Source organism: Mycobacterium tilburgii (genome assembly GCF_902168065.1).
GTDB classification, from domain to species: domain Bacteria; phylum Actinomycetota; class Actinomycetes; order Mycobacteriales; family Mycobacteriaceae; genus Mycobacterium; species Mycobacterium tilburgii.
The window spans coordinates 1-17,433 of sequence record NZ_LR655706.1; the positions used below are offsets into that span (position 1 = coordinate 1).

Annotated in this window: 16 protein-coding genes and 5 pseudogenes; 9 read left to right on the forward strand and 12 right to left on the reverse strand. The window is 67.2% G+C overall.

The genetic code is table 11. The features are described 5' to 3' along the window. Positions 1 to 185: 185 nt before the first annotated feature. Complete coding sequence (locus FQ389_RS08865; RefSeq protein ID WP_144206891.1) at positions 186 to 971, reverse strand: DUF2470 domain-containing protein; 786 nt, start codon at positions 969 to 971, stop codon at positions 186 to 188. 93 nt (positions 972 to 1,064) lie between these two features. On the opposite strand from FQ389_RS08865, the gene pheA reads away from it, so the two are divergent. Both pheA and FQ389_RS08875 read left to right on the forward strand, forming a co-directional pair. Beyond that, a complete protein-coding gene (pheA, locus tag FQ389_RS08870) occupies positions 1,065 to 2,021 on the forward strand; it encodes a prephenate dehydratase (RefSeq protein WP_144206893.1) in 957 nt (318 codons plus the stop codon). After that, positions 2,018 to 2,704, forward strand: coding sequence for a histidine phosphatase family protein (locus tag FQ389_RS08875; RefSeq protein ID WP_144206895.1), 687 nt, complete (start codon positions 2,018 to 2,020; stop codon positions 2,702 to 2,704). The genes pheA and FQ389_RS08875 overlap by 4 nt, the downstream gene beginning before the upstream one ends. Here FQ389_RS08875 and FQ389_RS08880 read toward each other — a convergent pair whose 3' ends face one another. The 3 genes from FQ389_RS08880 to FQ389_RS08890 form a co-directional block, all read right to left on the reverse strand. Further along, entirely contained in the window at positions 2,705 to 2,896 is a 192-nt protein-coding gene (locus tag FQ389_RS08880; protein WP_144206898.1) for a hypothetical protein, read from the reverse strand. It lies immediately after the preceding gene. Positions 2,897 to 2,973: 77 nt separating this feature from the next. Further along, positions 2,974 to 3,324 carry a metallopeptidase family protein gene (locus FQ389_RS08885; RefSeq protein WP_144206900.1) on the reverse strand — a complete coding sequence of 117 codons (351 nt, stop codon included), beginning with the start codon at positions 3,322 to 3,324 and terminating at the stop codon, positions 2,974 to 2,976. A gap of 4 nt (positions 3,325 to 3,328) precedes the next feature. Continuing rightward, on the reverse strand, positions 3,329 to 4,639 hold the full coding sequence (locus FQ389_RS08890) for a septum formation family protein (RefSeq protein WP_144206902.1): 1,311 nt from the start codon (positions 4,637 to 4,639) through the stop codon (positions 3,329 to 3,331). 109 nt (positions 4,640 to 4,748) lie between these two features. Here FQ389_RS08890 and serS point away from each other — a divergent pair, with 109 nt between their 5' ends. Next, entirely contained in the window at positions 4,749 to 6,002 is a 1,254-nt protein-coding gene (serS, locus tag FQ389_RS08895) for a serine--tRNA ligase (RefSeq protein ID WP_144206904.1), read from the forward strand. Between the two features lie 35 nt (positions 6,003 to 6,037). Here the strand turns inward: serS and FQ389_RS08900 are convergent. Then, positions 6,038 to 6,271: pseudogene (locus tag FQ389_RS08900) on the reverse strand (DUF2834 domain-containing protein); the annotation flags it as partial. A gap of 34 nt (positions 6,272 to 6,305) precedes the next feature. On the opposite strand from FQ389_RS08900, the pseudogene FQ389_RS08905 reads away from it, so the two are divergent. Then, positions 6,306 to 7,463 (forward strand): annotated as a pseudogene (locus FQ389_RS08905) (phytoene desaturase family protein); the annotation flags it as partial. On the opposite strand, the gene FQ389_RS08910 reads toward FQ389_RS08905, so the two are convergent. Next, positions 7,460 to 7,792, reverse strand: a complete 333-nt coding sequence (locus FQ389_RS08910; protein WP_144206907.1) for a hypothetical protein — start codon at positions 7,790 to 7,792, stop codon at positions 7,460 to 7,462. The pseudogene FQ389_RS08905 and the gene FQ389_RS08910 overlap by 4 nt on opposite strands. Beyond that, positions 7,789 to 9,339, reverse strand: coding sequence for an MBL fold metallo-hydrolase (locus tag FQ389_RS08915; protein ID WP_144206909.1), 1,551 nt, complete (start codon positions 9,337 to 9,339; stop codon positions 7,789 to 7,791). The genes FQ389_RS08910 and FQ389_RS08915 overlap by 4 nt, the downstream gene beginning before the upstream one ends. 139 nt (positions 9,340 to 9,478) lie before the next feature. Between FQ389_RS08915 and FQ389_RS08920 the strand changes: the two genes are divergently transcribed. The 4 genes and pseudogenes from FQ389_RS08920 to FQ389_RS08935 all read left to right on the forward strand — a co-directional run bounded on the left by FQ389_RS08920 (position 9,479) and on the right by FQ389_RS08935 (position 12,669). Continuing rightward, entirely contained in the window at positions 9,479 to 10,246 is a 768-nt protein-coding gene (locus FQ389_RS08920; protein WP_144206911.1) for a lysophospholipid acyltransferase family protein, read from the forward strand. Between the two features lie 6 nt (positions 10,247 to 10,252). Next, positions 10,253 to 10,937, forward strand: a pseudogene (locus FQ389_RS08925) (lysophospholipid acyltransferase family protein). Between the two features lie 23 nt (positions 10,938 to 10,960). Then, positions 10,961 to 11,746 carry a lysophospholipid acyltransferase family protein gene (locus FQ389_RS08930; protein WP_144206913.1) on the forward strand — a complete coding sequence of 262 codons (786 nt, stop codon included), beginning with the start codon at positions 10,961 to 10,963 and terminating at the stop codon, positions 11,744 to 11,746. Between the two features lie 59 nt (positions 11,747 to 11,805). Next, positions 11,806 to 12,669: pseudogene (locus FQ389_RS08935) on the forward strand (HAD family hydrolase). A gap of 87 nt (positions 12,670 to 12,756) precedes the next feature. Here FQ389_RS08935 and FQ389_RS19560 read toward each other — a convergent pair. From FQ389_RS19560 to FQ389_RS08955, 5 genes and pseudogenes are all read right to left on the reverse strand, one after another. Next, complete coding sequence (locus tag FQ389_RS19560; protein WP_260860607.1) at positions 12,757 to 13,188, reverse strand: polyamine aminopropyltransferase; 432 nt, start codon at positions 13,186 to 13,188, stop codon at positions 12,757 to 12,759. A gap of 48 nt (positions 13,189 to 13,236) precedes the next feature. Then, entirely contained in the window at positions 13,237 to 13,956 is a 720-nt protein-coding gene (locus FQ389_RS19565) for a hypothetical protein (RefSeq protein ID WP_260860608.1), read from the reverse strand. Positions 13,957 to 14,290: 334 nt separating this feature from the next. Beyond that, entirely contained in the window at positions 14,291 to 14,677 is a 387-nt protein-coding gene (locus FQ389_RS19570) for a type III PLP-dependent enzyme domain-containing protein (protein WP_260860609.1), read from the reverse strand. Positions 14,678 to 14,730: 53 nt separating this feature from the next. Further along, positions 14,731 to 15,093: pseudogene (locus FQ389_RS08950) on the reverse strand (LGFP repeat-containing protein); the annotation flags it as partial. Positions 15,094 to 15,194: 101 nt separating this feature from the next. Then, positions 15,195 to 15,959 carry a hypothetical protein gene (locus tag FQ389_RS08955; RefSeq protein WP_186296330.1) on the reverse strand — a complete coding sequence of 255 codons (765 nt, stop codon included), beginning with the start codon at positions 15,957 to 15,959 and terminating at the stop codon, positions 15,195 to 15,197. A 249-nt stretch (positions 15,960 to 16,208) separates the two neighbouring features. On the opposite strand from FQ389_RS08955, the gene glf reads away from it, so the two are divergent. Then, on the forward strand, positions 16,209 to 17,429 hold the full coding sequence (glf, locus tag FQ389_RS08960) for a UDP-galactopyranose mutase (RefSeq protein WP_144206917.1): 1,221 nt from the start codon (positions 16,209 to 16,211) through the stop codon (positions 17,427 to 17,429). The last annotated feature ends 4 nt before the right edge of the window (positions 17,430 to 17,433 follow it).

Below are 17,433 nucleotides of genomic sequence, written 5' to 3' on the forward strand. Positions count from 1 at the left end.
GCTCGGAGCCAGTTGGTGGGCGGGGGCGGCGCGGAAGCACCGGCGGCGGTTCGGGGAGTCGCCCCGGCGATGGGGTCGAGCCCGGGCGCCGGCCACGATCGGTTGGTCGATCGCCGTTCACCTGGCCAACATACGCGGGTGTGCCTGGTGCGCAGGCACGCAATGCGCGTCTGGGGGCGCCGCTACTACTGGCGGGCGCGCAACCCGTTGATGAACGGGCAGCCCATCAGCACCCGAATGGCCTGGCTCAGCCCGGCCATGTCGTCCACCGGTTTGTGGAAAGGCAGCCGGATGTCGTGGTCGCCGTCGTGGCCTTCGACACGGAAGCGCACACCGTAGCGGTCCAGTCCCAGAGGCCGAACCTGCCCGCGCCGCAGCGGCGCCGGCAAGCGGGACACCAGGCGGCCGACCACGTCGCTGTGCGCGTTGTCCAGGTGCAACAGCAGGGCGGATTCGATCTCGCAGAACGGATCGGGCCGCGCCGCGAGCAGGTCGTCGATGCTGACGGGCTCGGCGCCGACGGCGTCGGTGACGACGACCGAGGCGATCGCGAGCCGCAGCAGGGTGTATCGCTCGTCGCCCGGACCGGCCGGCGCACATTTCGGGGTATCGATCTGCAGCAGGGCCGACTGCGGGCACTCGCTGGCGATGATATCGAGCGTGTCAGTGATCTGGGCCGGCGGCACCGGCTGCAACCGGCCGCGAACCCACACCAGCGAGCGCACCGGCTCGCGCAGCGGCAGCGGCGCGTAGTCAGTGAGTTCGAGCAGCGCCTGCGATCCGCCGAACCGCCCGCTGGCCACGCTGTCGGTGGGCAGCCCGACCGCGAACGTTCCGTCCTGGAGCAGGTGGTGCACCAGGGTGGGCACCGGGTTCTCCCGCTCGATGGCCAGCAGAGCACCGCCGGCCCGAGCGCATGCGCTGCGGATGCGTTCGGCGGTCGTCGGCGCGGCGCTGGTCAGCGAAGACATCGTTCTCCTCAAGTGCTTAGATAAGCCTAAGTCAACTTACTACGTGAGACGAAGCAAGGTCCAATTTACATCGACCCCACTAGGGTTGTGCTCGTGGTCGCCATCACTTACCTCGGACCCGAAGGGACCTTCACGGAGGCGGCGCTCCTGCAGATGACCGACGCGGGCCTGATTCCCAACCAACACCTGGGGCCGGTCCAGCGGTTGCCGGTCGACAGCACGCCGGGAGCGTTGGAGGCGGTCAGCAACGGCGAGGCCGACTACGCGTGCGTGCCGATCGAGAACTCGATCGACGGATCGGTGACGCCTACCCTGGACAGCCTCGCGATCGGGTCGCTCCTACAGATCTTCGCCGAGACGACGTTAGACGTGGCCTTCAGCGTCGTCGTCCAGCCCGGCCGCGGCGCCCGCGACGTGCGTACCGTGACGGCCTTTCCCGTGGCGGCGGCCCAGGTGCGGCACTGGCTGGCCGCCAATTTTCCCGACGTCGAACTCCGGCCCGCGTACTCGAACGCCGACGCGGCGCGCCGGGTCGCCGAGGGGGGGGCCGACGCGGCGGTGACCTCGCCGCTGGCCGCCGCGCACTGGAAGCTGGCCGCATTGGCCGAAGGCGTCGTCGACGAGACCAATGCCCGCACCCGCTTCGTCCTGGTGGGCCTGCCGGGGCGGCCGCCGGTGCGCACCGGAGCCGACCGCACTTCGGTGGTGTTGCGGATCGAGAACGCGCCGGGCGCGCTGCTCGCCTCACTGGGCGAATTCGGCATCCGCGACATCGACCTCACCCGCATCGAATCCCGGCCCACCCGAACCGAACTCGGCACCTATCTGTTCTTCGTCGACTGCGCCGGGCACATCGACGATGACGCCGTCGCGGAGGCGCTCAAGGCGCTGCGCCGTCGCTGTGTCGAGGTACGGTATCTGGGTTCCTGGCCAACGGGCTCGGCTGCCGGGATAGGGCCGCCACCGCCCGACGAGGCCGCGCGGTGGCTGGCCCGGCTGCGGGAGGGCAGACCGGACGACGACGCCGCGGTCGGGGGACCGGGCCGATGAGCGGCCGTTTGGTGCTGCTCCGGCATGGCCAGTCCTTCGGCAACGTCGAGCGCCGGCTGGACACCCGTCCGCCTGGGGCGGACCTGACGCCGACCGGTCGCGAACAGGCACGAGCATTCGCGCGTGAATCGAAAAGGCCTGGACTGCTTGCACATTCGGTGGCCATCCGCGCGTCGCAGACGGCTGCGGTGATCGGCGAACAGGCCGCGGTGCCGCCGCGGGAATTCGCCGGCATCCACGAGGTCCAGGTCGGCAGGCTGGAAAACCGCAACGACGACGAGGCGGTCGCGGAGTTCAACGCCATCTACGAGCGCTGGCAGCACGGCGAGCTCGATGTGCCGTTGCCCGGCGGCGAAACCGGGAACGACGTGCTGAACCGCTATGTCCCGGTGCTCACCGATCTGCGGCTGCGCTACCTCGACGACCACGACTGGCGCGACGACATCGTCGTGGTCAGCCACGGCGCGGCGATCCGGTTGGTCTCGGCGGTGCTAGCCGGGGTGGACGCCACCTTCGCCCTCGACAATCACCTGGGCAACGCCGAATCTGTGGTGTTGGTGCCGATCACCGACGGGCGGTGGAGCTGCGTGCGTTGGGGAGCTGCGACGCCGCCGTTCCACCCAGAACCGGAGGCCGGCCCGGTCGTCGACGCCGTCCGATCCAACAGCGACCCGATGGGTTAATCAGCCGGCCAGCGCGATCGATTCCGTGCAGGTGCAGCCCACGGCGTCGCAGTCGATGACGAAAGTGTGCGGCAGCAGCTCAGGGCTGACGCAATCCGGCTCGGTGCATTCCGCGCGGTTCAGTGTGTGTCGAATGATGGTGCCGTGGCAGTGTTCCAAGCCCGCCAGGCAGTCGCGGCAGTCAGCGCTCATAGGCCATTCCTAGCACCGGGGGCCGACAAATTTGCGCTGCCGCGCCCGGCCCGGACGGCGTTTTCTCGGCCCGGAAGTCAGCCCCAGCCCAGCTCGTCCAACTGGTCGTCGTCGATACCGAAGTGATGCGCGATTTCGTGAATGACGGTGATCGCCACTTCCTCGACGACGTCGGCCTCGTGCTCGCAGATGTCCAGCAGCGCTTCGCGATAGATCGTGATGGCGTCCGGCAGCGAGCCGCCGTAGTCCGAGTCGCGTTCGGTCAGGGCCACGCCCTCGTACAGACCGAGCAGGTCGGGCTCGTCGGGATGGCGGTCTTCGATGAGGACGGCGACGTTGTCCATCGCCGCCGCTAGTTGGGGCGGGATCAGATCCAGTGCGTCGGCGACCAGTTCCTCGAACCGCTGCGTATCCATCCGCACGGCCACCCGGCTAGCCTCCCGGCGCCGGGTTGGCCGGGGGCGGGGGCGCACCGGCGTCCGCAGGCGGCGGCACGTCCTGTGGCGGCTGAGCGTCCGGCGCTTGAGTGGTGGTCGCCCGGGGCGGCGTGACAACGGGTTGTTGTTGCGGGAGGTGCTGGTTGCCGGGTGGCATGTCGGGCGGGGTGTTGGACTGCTGCGGCGGGCTGGCGGGCTCCTGGACGAGGATCGGCGGCATCGTCAGCCGTTCCTCGGGGATGTCGGGCGGTGGCACCGGCGCCTGGCCGTTGATCAGCAGCTGCTCCTTGACGCTGTTGACCAGGGTGGCCCAGCCGCCGTTGCCCAACGTCGCGCCGATGCTGCAGGCGACTTCGCGGCTACCCGCCGACCAGCTCGGCAGCGACACGGTCGGGTAGATCAGCGTCAGCGTAGTGGTGCGCAACTTGACCGGCGCGAGGTAGGCGTCAGTTATCTTGGTGCAGGTATCCTTGATATAACCGTCCTGCTCGGGTTCGGTCGGCAGCCCGCCCGGGAACTTCTCACCCAGGTTGACCGTGCCGGTGACCTCCATAGCGTGCGGCGCCTTGCAGTCGACTGGGACATCGATCGGCTGGTTGGCGGTCGAATCGATGCCCAGGCAGGTACCGGGGGGCCATACCTTGGACTGGTCGACGTCGGCGACCTTGCCCTTGAACGCGGCCTGTTCGTTGTTGGTGCCGGGCATCTGCAGCCCACACAGCATGCGGCGCTCACCGGCCTGACGCCAGGCGCGGTCCCCCGCCCACAACAAGCTGACACTGAACTTGCTGTTGGGGTCGTACTTGGGCCCCATATAGTGGCGCACCGCGGCCTCGCACTGTTCCTGGCCGATCTGCTGAATCCGGGCCGGCGAAGGTGGCGCGGCGTTGGGCCCGTACTCTGAGCCGGGGAACGTCCGCATGTCGATGGACTCGGCGACCTCGAACTTGTGATCGTCGGAGCACTTGACGATGGTCGCCGCCTCCGGCGTGACGTCCGGCCACATCAGGCAGTCACCCGACTTGGCGCGGTTGAAGGTGGCGTCGCTCTTAGCGCCGGTGCGGGGCACCGGATTGCTGTCTAGGTAGCCGGCAAGCCGGCCCTGTCCCGGGCCGCCCACCGGCAGCGCGGTCACCAGGCCGGCGATCAACAGCCCGCCGAGGGCGAACAGCAGCAGCGCCCGCCGCGTAGCGGCCGCCTGCAAGGTGCGCGGCCACCGGAAGCTGGCCAGCTGTCCCTCCGCCTCGGCGGCGGTCGGGCTTGGTGCGGCAACTTCCGTTTGGAGGGCGTCCGACATCGCCTCCATTCTGACAGCACCCCCTGGCGGTCGTGACAAAAGTTACTGATGTGAGTACTGGGAAATAGTCGCGGACGCGATGCGCGCCCGGCGCCGGGCAAAAAGTAATCTTCAGGCCGTGATTGACCTCAAGCTGCTCCGGGAAGACCCCGACGCCGTCCGCCGCTCCCAACTCAGTCGTGGCGAGGACCCGGCGCTGGTCGAGGCGCTGCTGGCGGCCGACGCCGCCCGCCGGTCCGCGATCTCGGCCGCCGACGCGCTGCGCGCCGAGCAGAAGTCCGCGAGCAAGAACGTCGGTGCCGCGGCACCCGACGAGCGCCCCGCGCTGCTGGCGCGCGCGAATGAGCTCGCCGAGCAGGTCAAGGCTGCCGAAGCCGCGCAGGACAACGCGAAGACGGCGTTCACCGCCGCGCACATGGCGATCTCGAACGTCGTCATCAACGGGGTGCCTGCCGGCGGCGAGGACGACTTTGCCGTGCTGGATGTCGTCGGCGAGCCGCCCGCGATCGAGAACCCTAAGGATCACCTGGAGCTGGGCGAGGCGCTGGGCCTGATCGACATGCAACGCGGCACCAAGGTGTCGGGCTCGCGGTTCTACTTTCTGACCGGGCAGGGCGCGCTGCTGCAGCTGGGCCTGCTGCAGCTGGCGCTGCGGCTGGCGGTCGAGCACGGCTTCACCCCGATGATCCCGCCAGTGCTGGTCCGCCCGGAGGTGATGGCCGGGACGGGGTTCCTGGGCGCCCACGCCGACGAGATCTACCGGGTCGAGGCCGACGATCTGTATCTGGTTGGAACCTCCGAAGTACCGCTGGCCGGCTATCACTGGAACGAGATCATCGACCTGTCCGACGGGCCGTTGCGCTACGCGGGCTGGTCATCGTGTTTCCGGCGGGAAGCCGGCAGCTACGGTAAGGACACCCGCGGCATCATTCGGGTCCATCAGTTCGACAAGGTCGAGAGCTTCGTTTACTGTACCCCCGCCGACGCCGAGGCCGAACACCAGCGGCTGCTGGGCTGGCAGCGCGAGATGCTGGCCCGCATCGAAGTGCCGTACCGCGTAATCGATGTCGCCGCGGGCGATCTGGGATCGTCGGCGGCCCGCAAGTACGACTGCGAGGCGTGGGTGCCCACTCAGCACACCTATCGCGAGCTCACGTCGACCTCGAACTGCACCACGTTCCAGGCGCGCCGGCTGTCGACGCGCTACCGCGACGAGAACGGCAAGCCGCAGATCGCGGCCACCCTCAACGGTACGCTGGGCACCACCCGGTGGCTGGTCGCCATCCTAGAGAACCACCAGCAGTCCGACGGCAGCGTGCGCGTCCCCGACGCGCTGGTTCCCTTCGTGGGGGCCGAAGTGCTTGAGCCCTAATCGTTTACCGTCGCGCGGTCCTGCTCGTGGCGGCGCTACCGTTCCGTCGTTGCGAAGTAGAAGGCGAACGCGAAACTGGTTAACAGCCTGGACACGAAGTACAGCCACGGGTGACGCAGACCGCGGCGGTACACGTCGACGACCGTAAAGATCGGCAGAAGAACAACATTCGCAATCGTGTAGTCCTGGCTGACCGAACTGGCGGCGGGGTTGGTGGACATCAGCTTGATGTACTCCAGCCAGCTGCCGTGTTCACCCCACAGCGGATTGTGGATCGCTGCGAGCACTCACGTACGAAGGTGACAGGGCCCCACCCGCGTCCTGCGCCGGTTCGACGCCGCGACGCCACCCAAGAGCACCGACGAGATGTATGCCTGTGTTACAAATGAATTCGAGTGCGCGGCGATCGACGACATGCTGTTCGCCTCGGTGACCAACGTGCTAGACCGCTACCTGCCGTACCGCGAGAAGCACGGCGCGCTGCGCGGCTCGATGACGGTGCTGGCGGTCAACACGCTGCCCGGGGCCCCGCGACCCCGGGCAGCGCCGCCGCACTCGCGTTCGGGCTGGGCGTGCCCGACGACAGCACTGTGCAGATGAAAAAGCTGCGCGGCGGCATCGGCCGCTCACCTCGCATCTGTGCGACGTGCTGGCAGAGCACGGCGGAGAACTTCGGTTGCGGACCAAGGTGACCGAGATTCTGGTCGCCGGCGGACGGGTCGCCGGGGTGCGCACCGAAACCAGCGAGACGTTGACGGCCCCCATCGTCGTCTCGGGCATCGCCCCGGACGTCACGCTCAACGAGCTGATCGATCCCGCCGACCTGCGCGAGCGCTACGCGCGCATCGACCACCGCGGCAGTTATCTGCAGATGCACTTCGCGCTGGACGAGGCCCCCCATCTTCACCGCGCCCTACGAGGCACTCAACGATCCGGCGATGCAGGCGTCGATCGGGCTGTTCTGCACACCCGAGGAGGTCCAGCAGCAGTGGGAGGACGCCCGGCGCGGGATCGTGCCGGCCGACCCAATGGTGGTTCTGCAGATCCCCTCGCAAAACGATCCGGACCTCGCCCCGCAGAGCAAGCACGCCGCGTCGGCGTTTGCCCTGTTCTTCCCGATCGAGGGTGAGGTGGACTACGGGCAGGCCAAGATGGAGATGGGCCAGCGGGTGATCGACAAGATCACCAGGATCGCAACGAATTTCGAGCGCAGCATCATCCGGCACACCACCTTCACACCCCGGCACAGGGGGTGATGTTCGGTGCACCCGGTGGCGACTACTGTCACGGCTGTTGAACGCCAACCAGATCGGCCTGAACAGGCCCGGGCCGAAAGGTTTTCTCGGCCAGCCCATCCCGATCGAGGGGCTGTACCTGGGTAGCGCGGGTTGCCACGGCGGTCCGGGTATCACGTTCATCCCGGGGTACAACGCCGCCCGGGCGGCGCTCGACGACCGTTAGTCGGTGCGGGTCAGCAGCTCGTCGAACAGGGCGACGAACTCGTCCGGACGGGCCGGGGTGAACGCGGGGCTGGGCCGGGTCCCCGGCACGTCGAGGATGATCAATCGCGACTTGAACGGCCGTTGCAGGTCCAGCGCCAGCCAATAACGCGGGTCGGCGCCACCCCAGAAGGTGAACCGGGCGGTGAACCAGCCGAGCGGCTGCGCCTTGTACCCGCGGATCGTGTCCAGCGCGATGACCTTCGACGTGCCGTCCGGAAAGTGATAGCGCCGCAACGTGATCGCCGTAGGGTCGAGCTGCACCACACCGTCGTCGTAGGTGGCGCTCATGTACGGCGGCTTCGCAGCTGGTGACCGCGGGTGGTCAGGCAGCGACCATCTTCCAGTCGCCACTGCCAGCCGTGCAGATTGCACGTCAGTGTGTTGCATTCCACCACACCAAATTTCAATAGGTCCGCCTTGAGGTGCGGGCAACGGCGTTGAATCTCCCAGCCATCCAGGGTGACCGTCGCCGAATCGTCGTGCGACTCGGCGAACCAGCCGTCGGCGTAAGCGATCCGCTCGTCGGTGAGGCACTTGAAGAAGGTGTACAGGTATTCGTTGTACCCGCTGACCCGCCAGGCCCGGAACCGGGTGGACAAGAAGATGGTGTTGACCCAGTCCGGCTCCCGGTCGCGCAACACCGTGCGAACCAACTCTGGGGCGATCTCGAACCCGTAGCGGACCTTTTCGTGGGGAATCCGTTCGCGCACCGTCCGTTTGGGGAAGTCGAGGACGACGGTCTCCGGGCCGATCGCCAGTTCGACGGAGTAGCCGATGCCGTCGCAGATCTCGCGGCTTTGCCGCATGATCGGCTCGAACAGCGCCTGCAACGGCTCCAGCAGCGGCTCGCCGGTCGCGGGCGCCCAGCTCTGCCGCTCGGCGGCCAGGACCGGCGCCATGCGATCGGCGTACTCGGCTATGTAGGCGGCCTTACCGGTGGTGAAGATCGCCTCCACCTCCTCGATGGGCAACGGATGCCGCAAAGAAGTCAGGGCGTCGCCGGTGAAATCCGCGACCGAACCGGGCATCATCAGCAAACCGCGATCGTGTCCATGCCGGCGCAATTGATCGAGGAACACCATTTGGTCGGGGAAGATGTTGGCCGGATCGCCGTGGTCGTCGTTGAGGTGACGCAGTTCCGGGTCCAGGAAACACGGCGGCCCCGCAGACGGGACCACCCAGGTCGCGTCCACCTGCGCGATGTACTGCCGGGCGCGGTCCATCTGACGCTGCCGTTTCTGGATGCCGAACGACTCCTTGGCCCGGGCGGGCATATCGTAGACCATCGGATACCAGATCGCACCGGAGTACTGCAGCAGGTGCACGTCGATGTGCCCGAACTCGGTTCCCAACATGTCCAGGTCGACCGGCCGAGCGTCGTTCATGTTGAAAACCGTTGTCTGGCCGTCGGACACGACCAGAGCGGAGTCACCGATGGGTCCGTCAGCGGGCGCCTGGAGCGCAACGATCATGATGTCGAGCGCACCCTGGGGTGCGTCGATCCGATGCTTGACCGAATCGCTGGTCTCGAAGAAGCGCCAGAATCCTAACTCCTGCAATGCATTTTGAAGGTCGGGGACCGGAAATTCGGGCAGCAGCACCAGCGCGTCCTTATTGACGTGGTCGCGCAGCAGCTTGGCATCGAAGTGATCCTTGTGCAGGTGCGAGACGTATAAGTAGTCACAGTCGCCCAACGCGTTCCAGTCCAGACCGGAATTGTCCGGGAACGGGAACCAGGAGGCAAAGTAGGCTGGGTTGACCCAGGGGTCGCACAGAATGCTGCCTGCCCGGGTCCGAATCAGAAATCCGGCGTGGCCTACGCTCGTGAACTGCACAAATGCCTTTCGAAGGTTTCGGGAACCGGCTGCAGCTTACCGCGCGGCGACCCCGTTGGCCCGCCACAGCCACCCGCGGTGGCCAGTGGGTTTTCCCACTGTCGGCGGTGCACCGGCGGTAGCACTAGGCTGAGAACCTGTGGAACCGGTATACGAGACTGTCATCTTCCTCGCCCGCACGATCTGGCGGGTCCAGGGGCTGAAGATCACCGTTTTGGGCGTCGAGCATTTGCCGGCCACCGGCGGTGCGGTCATCGCGATCAACCACACTGGCTACCTCGACTTTACCTTCGCCGGCCTGCCGGCCTACCAGCAGGGCCTCGGCCGCAAAGTGCGGTTCATGGCCAAGCAAGAAGTGTTCGACGGCAAGATCACCGGCCCGCTCATGCGCAGCCTGCGGCACATTCCGGTGGACCGGCAGGACGGCGCCGCCTCCTACGAGGCGGCCGTGCGCAACCTCAAGGACGGCGAGCTCGTCGGCGTCTACCCCGAAGCGACCATCAGCCGCAGCTTCGAGATCAAGGAATGCAAGAGCGGCGCCGCCCGCATGGCGCTGGAGGCCCAGGTGCCGATCATCCCGGTGATCGTGTGGGGCGCCCACCGGATCTGGACCAAGGACCACCCCAAGAAGCTGATCCGGCCGAAGGTGCCGATCGTCGTGCTCGTCGGCGAACCGATCGAACCGACGCTGGAGGTGCCGGAGCTGCGGGGCCTGCTGCACTCGCGGATGCAGCATCTGCTGGAACGAGCGCAAGAGCAGTACGGACCGCATCCGGCCGGCGAGTTCTGGGTGCCACATCGGCTGGGCGGCGGGGCGCCGTCGCTGGCCGAGACGGCCCGCCTGGACGCCGAGGAAACGGCCGCGCGGGCGGCCAGGCGCGCGCAAGCCGCGGGGGCGTTGGAGTAGTCGCCGATGGTGGAGCCGACCTACAGCACCCTCGAGCTTCTGTCCTGGCTGGCGGTGTTGGCCACCGGAACCAAGATCACCTACGGCGGCATCGAACACATCCCCGAACGCGGCGGTGTGGTGGTGGTGGCGATCAATCACACCAGCTACGTTGACTGGCTACCGGCCGGGTTGGCCATGCGCCGCCGCAACCGGCGGCTGCGGTTCATGATCAAGGCCGAGATGCAGCAGGTGAAAGAGATGCAGCAGGTGAAATTGGTCAACGCGCTGATCAAGCGGACCGGCACCATCCCGGTGGACCGGACGGCCGGCTCGGGTGCCTACGCCGAGGCGGTGCAGCGGCTGCGCGCGGGCGAAGGTGCGCGAGGTGGACGTCCCGATCGTCCCAGTGATCGTGTGGGGCGCGCAGCGGATCTGGACCAAGGACCATTCCCGGTGCCTCGGCCGCCACAACGTCCCGATCACCGTGCTCGTCGGGCCCGCCGCTGCGCGCCGAGGACGACGTCGCACGGACCGGCGAGGCGCTGCGCGCATCGATGACGAAGCTGCTGTACGCGGCGCAGCAGTAATACCCGCACCCGGCGGGACAATATTGGGTGCCGCATCGGCTAGGTGGCGGGGCGCCGACGTTGGCCGGGGCGCCCGGATCGAGGCCGCGGCCAGGGCGGCAATCCGGACACCGCGCCAGTAGCCTTAGGGGGCAAAGGAGAAGACATGGCAGAGCCGTTTTATCGGTTCGGGGAATTGGTCGTTCCCTCACTTGTCGCGATGAACGGGACGAAGTTCACGTTCCGCGGACTCGAGAACATTCCGCAGCGCGGTGGGGCGCTGCTCGCGCAGAATCACACCAGCTACCTGGACTGGCTTCCGCCGCTGTTTGCCGCACGGGAGCGGGGCCGGCGGATGTACTTCATGATCAAGGCCGAGATGGCCGACGTGAAGGCCGTCGACTACGTCATCAAGCACGCCAGGCTCATTCCGGTGGACCGCCGCAACGGGCACGACGCGCTGACCGTGGCGGTGCAGCGGCTGCGCGCGGGCGAGTTGATCGGCATGCACCCCGAGGCCACCATCAGCCGCAGTTTCGAACTGCGCGAATTCAAGACCGGGGCGGCGCGGATGGCGCTGGAGGCCCAGGTGCCGATCATCCCGGTGATCGTGTGGGGCGCCCACCGGATCTGGCCCAAGGATCACCCGAAGAAGGTGTTCCGCAACAAGGTTCCGATCACCGTCGCCGCGGGACGGCCGATCCCGCCGCACGGGACGATCGAACAGCTCAACACGACGCTGCGGCAAGTCATGAATACGCTGCTGTATCAGGTGCAAGAAGAGTATCCGCACCCCGAAGGTGAGTTCTGGGTGCCGCGGCGATTGGGCGGCAGCGCGCCGACGCGGGATGACTCGCAGGCGATCCGGCTGGCCGAATTGCAACAGCGGGTGCAAAAGTACGGGACCGATGGGGTGACTCGGCCCGGGCAGTCGCAAAGTGGCCGGCATTGACCGGCGCAGCTGACCGGACGGGCGGATCGGCTCAGTGACCGCTCGATAACACCCCTATGATGGGGCCGACTTCGCGGCCGGCGCTGATCGCGTGCGATGTCGACGGTACCCTGTTCGACGACAACGAAACCATCACCCCGCGTACCCGCGACGCCTTACGCGCCGCCGTCGCCTCAGGCGCCACCTTCGTGGTGGCCACCGGCCCGTCCGCAGCGCTGGATACGCCCCATCGTCGACGAGTTGGGGTTCGCCCCAATGGCGGTGTGCGCCAACGGCGCCGTCGTCTACGATCCGGCCCACGACCGGGTGGTGTTGGCGCGCACCCTGCCTGTCGACACCCTGGCCGAGCTTGCTACCCGCGTCATCCCGGGCGCCGGCCTGGCGGTGGAGCGCATCGGCACCAGCGCCCACGACACCGCCACGCCGCAGTTTGTCAGTTCGCCGGGCTACGAGCACGCGTGGCTCAAACCGGACAACACCGAGGTGTCGATCGAGGATCTGCTGAGCGCCCCGCGATCGAACTGCTGATCCGCCAAGCCGGCCGCCTGCAGCGCCGACATCGCGACCGAACTCGCCAAACACGTCGGCATCGAGGGTGGCATCACCTACTCCACCAACAATGGGCTGGTCGAGATCGTGCCGCTGGGCATCAGGAAGGCCACCGGCATCGAAGAGGTCGCGGCACCGCTGGAGATCGGTCGCGACGAGGTGGTCGCGTTCGGGGCGACATGCCCAACGACCTGCCGCTGCTGCGCTGGGCGGGCCGGGGCGTGGCGATTGCTGTCGACGTGATTACGGCGTGGATAACGGATCCGGACAACGTGGATTTCGCGATCGGCTGGGCGAAGGGGTACCTCGATGAGGGGCCGTACGGCTATCAGGCCCTGCTGGCCGGATTGTCGGGCTGTCGGGTTGGCTGCTAATCGGTTGGTTAAGGCCGAGAGCGAATCGGGGAAGGCGACCCGGGACGAGATGAGGACCATCCTGCAAGACATCGCGCGCAGGTCGATCTAGCCTTCCCGCAGGCTTTTCGGCTGCACCGACGCCACGACCAGGGTGTCGGCGTCGATGCTTCGGGGCTGGTAGGACAGCGTCGGTAGCCGCGCCACCACCGCGGCGATGGTATCCGCATCAGCGTCGGCCAGTCCGCAGAGAAATGCCCACCCGTGTTCTTCGACGCCGAAATGGCTTACAGTTGGGAAGTTTTCGTTGAACCGTAGGCACGAAAGCCGCAACGACTCGATGCGCCACAGCGTCGGGCAGCCGGCCTGCGCGACCACCACCCGGCCGATGTCGCGGCAGCGCCGCAGGAAAGCGGTGTCGTAGAGGCGGTTGTGCTGGGCGGGTTCGACCCGCTCGTCGGGAAGGTCGATGACCACGATGTCGTAGGGCGCGACGGCGTGCTCCACGAACTCCCAGCCGTCGCAATAGTGCACCGCCACGGGGACCAATCCCGCTTCGACACCGCGTAATTCGTTGACGGTGTAACCTTAGGGGAGGCGTTGTGCGCACAGCCGGACCGCGTCGCAATCGATGTCGACATGGTCGACCCGGGTGGCGCCCGCCGCGACGGCCCGCTGGCTGACTACACCCTCCCCCAAGCCGATGACGAGCAACCGGGTGACGTTGCCTGCCAGCAGCAGGGCGGGAACCAGCAGCGCCTCGTGGTAGACCAGCTGGCTGAACTCGGTGCTCTGTCGTTCGTCGTCGCTGAGCAGCGCGACGCCCTGGTGGGTGCGTCCGATGACCAGGTGCTGGAATCTGGTGTGCACGTCGCAGATCACTTCGGACAGCTGCCAGCTTCGCGTCAGCCCCGGCGCCAACCGCTCGATAATCTCCCGGCACGGCTCCACGGCGGGTCGATCGACGAAATACGTTGGCAGTACCGGAAACCCATTGAACGCGACCGGTGCGTAACTGGCGGTGTAGGCACCGGCGTTGAGGATGTCGACCCGGTCACCGGGGACCGGGGCGGCGGGTAACGGATAGCTGCGGTAGAGCAAGTCGTCGCCGTCGCAGGTCGGCCCGGCCACGACCGCATCGTCGAGCCGATCCCCGTCGCGGTCGGTGCTCAGCCAATATCGGATGTATTCGTTCTCCGTCGCGGCCAGACCGCCGTACCGGCCGATGTCGAGGTACACCCAGCGCCGGGTGTCGGTCCCGGTGCGCACCGACACCACCTGGCAGGCGATGGTGCCCACCGAGGCCACGAGCAGCCGGCCGGCCCCACCGCGAGCCGGGGTGGCTGGCTGCCGAAATACCCGGCCAGCGCGGAGGTAATGACCGCGGTGATCACGGCGAGGTCCGGCACGTCGCACGCGTACGGCACCGGGAAACCGCCGCCGACGTTGATCGTGGTGAGCTCCGGGACGTCCTCGAAAATAGGTGCCGCACTGCGTATTACGAGTTACCATGTGGACGGCTCCAGCTGCTGGGAACCGACGTGAAAGCCCACTTCCTACGGGCTCAGTTCCAGCCGCCGGGCGCCCGCCAAGAGCTCCACCACAGCCTCGGGAGCACAGCCGAACTTGTGCCCGAAGGGCGTCACCGAGGCCGGAAACGTCGTTGCGATAAGTCATTCCACCGCAGCGCCGGGCGCATGCTTGGCAATGGCAACGAGGCTCCGCTCGCTATCGAAGGCGAATCGGCGAACGCCGCGCGCATGGCCCTGGCGATGTCGATTGGCTTCTTGATGGTGTTGCCGAACGTCAATCGCCGGCCGTCGATGTCGGCGGCGGCGCAGGCGTCGACCTCGCCGACCGAGGCGACATCGAAGGCGCAGCCCTCGTCGGCAAGCATCCGCAGCACCGGTTCGGCCGGATTGGCCTCGACCGCGTAGCGAATTTGCGCCCCCGACAACGCGGCGCGCAGTGCCCGGTGATTCTGACGCACCCGACCGAGATCAAGGCTCAGGTACGGGGTCTCGGGCACAGTTCGCACAGTAATACCCGCACTACCCGCTGTCCCGTGGGCGGGGCCGGGAGTCAGGAGTCCGGGTGTGTCAGCAGTGAGAAGTGTTCCGGCGGGACGGCCGGGGCGGCGGGATCTTGCGCCGCGAGTTGTGTCGTGATGCCGTCGAGCACCTGGCTGATGGTGCCGGTGAGACGATCGTAGTTCAACGTTCCATGCTGGAAGTTCTGCGTGATCTGCAGCGGCTCTTGAATTTCGGCGCTGGTGGGCAGGCCGAGCGGGCCGCGCTCGTAGCTTTGCGCGGCCCAGGCGTCATAGATCGCCCCGATGACGGGCTGCGCGCCGGTTGCCGGTGACCAGTACATGGCGCCCTTGGCGAAGGTGGAGTAGCGGGCATCGCCCTCGGCGTTGTCCTCGGGCGATGTCGGTGCACCCAGCCCGCGTTTTCCGAACCGCGCCACCAACGTTCGACGGCAACCGTAGAGTGTGATGACTCTGCGGTGCCGTCAGGTGACAGGACCCCAAAGGTTTTAGAGTTTTAGACGGGGGGCAGCGCGGGCGGCAGGGCAGCGCGGCCCGCTGCTGGGAGGGCACCGGCCGCATGCGGCAGCGCGGCCGGTGCACCCGGCAGGGCCGCGCTGCCCTGCTGTGCCTGCGCGATGGCCGGCATCACCAAGCCCTTGAGCAGGTCAATGGCCTGACCCGCGCCCAACTGGTTGGCGGCCTGCATGACGTCGTTGACGAGCCCGCCGCCACCGTTGCTGCTCCCGCCGCCGATCGGCGACGTACCGCCCAGCGTCGACGGGTCACCCAGGATCGGGTAGGTGCCGTCGACACCCGGGTCGAGCGGAGCGCTGATCGGCACTTCGCCCGGGGTGCCCACGCCGGGCGTGAGTCCGGCCGGGCTGGTCAGCCCTGTGGCACCCGGAGTCAGGCCGGTGGCACCTGGAGTCAAGCCGGGACTGGTCAGACCCGGGTTCGTCAGGCCCGGAGTGCCCAGACCGGTGGTCCCCAGGCCGGGGGAACCCAGGCCCGGGCTGGTGAGGCCGGTGCCGGTGCCGCTGAGGGCGGGCACGGGCGGCAGGTTGATCCCGAACGAGGACAGCCCCTGGCTCAGTGCGCCCATGAGCTCGCCCGGCAGGTCGGCCATGACGGCGGCCTGTTTGAACTCGTGGTGCTCCACTGGCTTGCTGCTGCCGGCGGTCGATTCGTAAACAAGGCAGTACGCGCATGGACTCGCCATTGCCAGGGCGGCGACCGCGCTCATGGTTGTCGAGAGCTTGCGACGGCGTCGGTTCGGCACGGAAGTCTCCTCAATCTATTGGTTGTGTCGGGGCGCCCGGCCGGTCCGTTCCGGGGGGAACCACACAGAATTGATGGTACGAGCGAGAAGAGTGTTACTAGAGTGGCGATATTGAATCGTGAGGCTTTTGCGACCCTGCGCGTTATGTGCGATTCGAATCACTGCAAACCACTTTTACGTGCTCGAACCCCAGCCTGCCCGGCTCGCCGGATGGGGTAGCCGCGCGGGGTCCGATACCCTAAGCAACCGATGACCGCTCGTTTTGACCTCCTCGTCGTCGGCTCCGGTTTCTTCGGCCTCACCATCGCCGAACGCGTGGCGAGCCAACTCGGGAAGCGCGTGCTCGTCGTGGAGCGGCGCCCGCACATCGGCGGCAACGCCTACTCCGAAGCCGAGCCGCAGACCGGCATTGAGGTCCACAAATACGGCGCGCACCTGTTCCACACCTCCAACAAGAGGGTCTGGGACTATGTGCGCCAGTTCACCGACTTCACGAACTACCAGCACCGCGTGTACGCGATGCACAATGGACAAGTCTACCAGTTCCCGATGGGCCTGGGCCTGGTGTCGCAGTTTTTCGGCAAATACTTCACCCCCGACCAGGCCCGGCAGCTGATCGCCGAGCAGGCCGCCGAGATCGACACCGCCGACGCGCAGAACCTCGAGGAGAAGGCCATCTCGCTGATCGGCCGGCCGCTCTACGAGGCGTTCGTTAAGGGCTACACCGCCAAGCAGTGGCAGATCGATCCCAGGGAACTCCCCGCGGCCAACATCACACGACTGCCGGTGCGCTACACCTTCGACAACCGCTATTTCAACGACACCTATGAGGGCCTGCCGGTCAACGGGTACACGGCGTGGCTGCAGAACATGGCCGCCGACGAGCGCATCGAGGTTCGGCTGAACACCGACTGGCTCGAGGTCCGCGACCAGCTTCGCGCCGAGAACCCCGACGCGCCGGTCGTCTACACCGGCCCACTGGACCGCTACTTCGACTACGCCGAAGGCCGGCTCGGCTGGCGGACCCTCGACTTCGAGCTCGAGGTACTGCCCGTTGGCGACTTCCAGGGCACCCCGGTGATGAACTACAACGACCTCGACGTGCCCTACACCCGCATCCACGAATTCCGGCACTTCCACGTCGAGCGCAACTACCCGACCGACAAGACGGTGATCATGCGGGAATACTCCCGGTTCGCCGGGGACGACGACGAGCCCTACTATCCGATCAACTCCGAGGCCTACCGCACCCTGCTGGCCGCCTACCGGGCCCGGGCGAAGTCCGAGACCGCTTCGGCGAAGGTACTTTTCGGCGGGCGGCTGGGCACCTATCAATACCTGGACATGCACATGGCCATCGCCAGCGCGCTAAACATGTACGACAACGTTCTCGCGCCGCACCTCCGTGACGGTGCATCGTTGACTCAGGACCAAAACAACGGCCAGGACAAAGCGGAAGGCGCGCGCTGATGCG

What these genes read in the sequence shown, in the direction of transcription:
- FQ389_RS08865 (WP_144206891.1), bottom strand. Translation starts at nt 971, where the DNA reads ATGTCTTCGCTGACCAGCGCCGCGCCGACGACCGCCGAACGCATCCGC.
- FQ389_RS08875 (WP_144206895.1), top strand. Translation starts at nt 2,018, where the DNA reads ATGAGCGGCCGTTTGGTGCTGCTCCGGCATGGCCAGTCCTTCGGCAAC.
- FQ389_RS08880 (WP_144206898.1), bottom strand. Translation starts at nt 2,896, where the DNA reads ATGAGCGCTGACTGCCGCGACTGCCTGGCGGGCTTGGAACACTGCCAC.
- FQ389_RS08890 (WP_144206902.1), bottom strand. Translation starts at nt 4,639, where the DNA reads ATGGAGGCGATGTCGGACGCCCTCCAAACGGAAGTTGCCGCACCAAGC.
- FQ389_RS08910 (WP_144206907.1), bottom strand. Translation starts at nt 7,792, where the DNA reads ATGAGCGCCACCTACGACGACGGTGTGGTGCAGCTCGACCCTACGGCG.
- FQ389_RS08930 (WP_144206913.1), top strand. Translation starts at nt 10,961, where the DNA reads ATGGCAGAGCCGTTTTATCGGTTCGGGGAATTGGTCGTTCCCTCACTT.
- glf (WP_144206917.1), top strand. Translation starts at nt 16,209, where the DNA reads ATGACCGCTCGTTTTGACCTCCTCGTCGTCGGCTCCGGTTTCTTCGGC.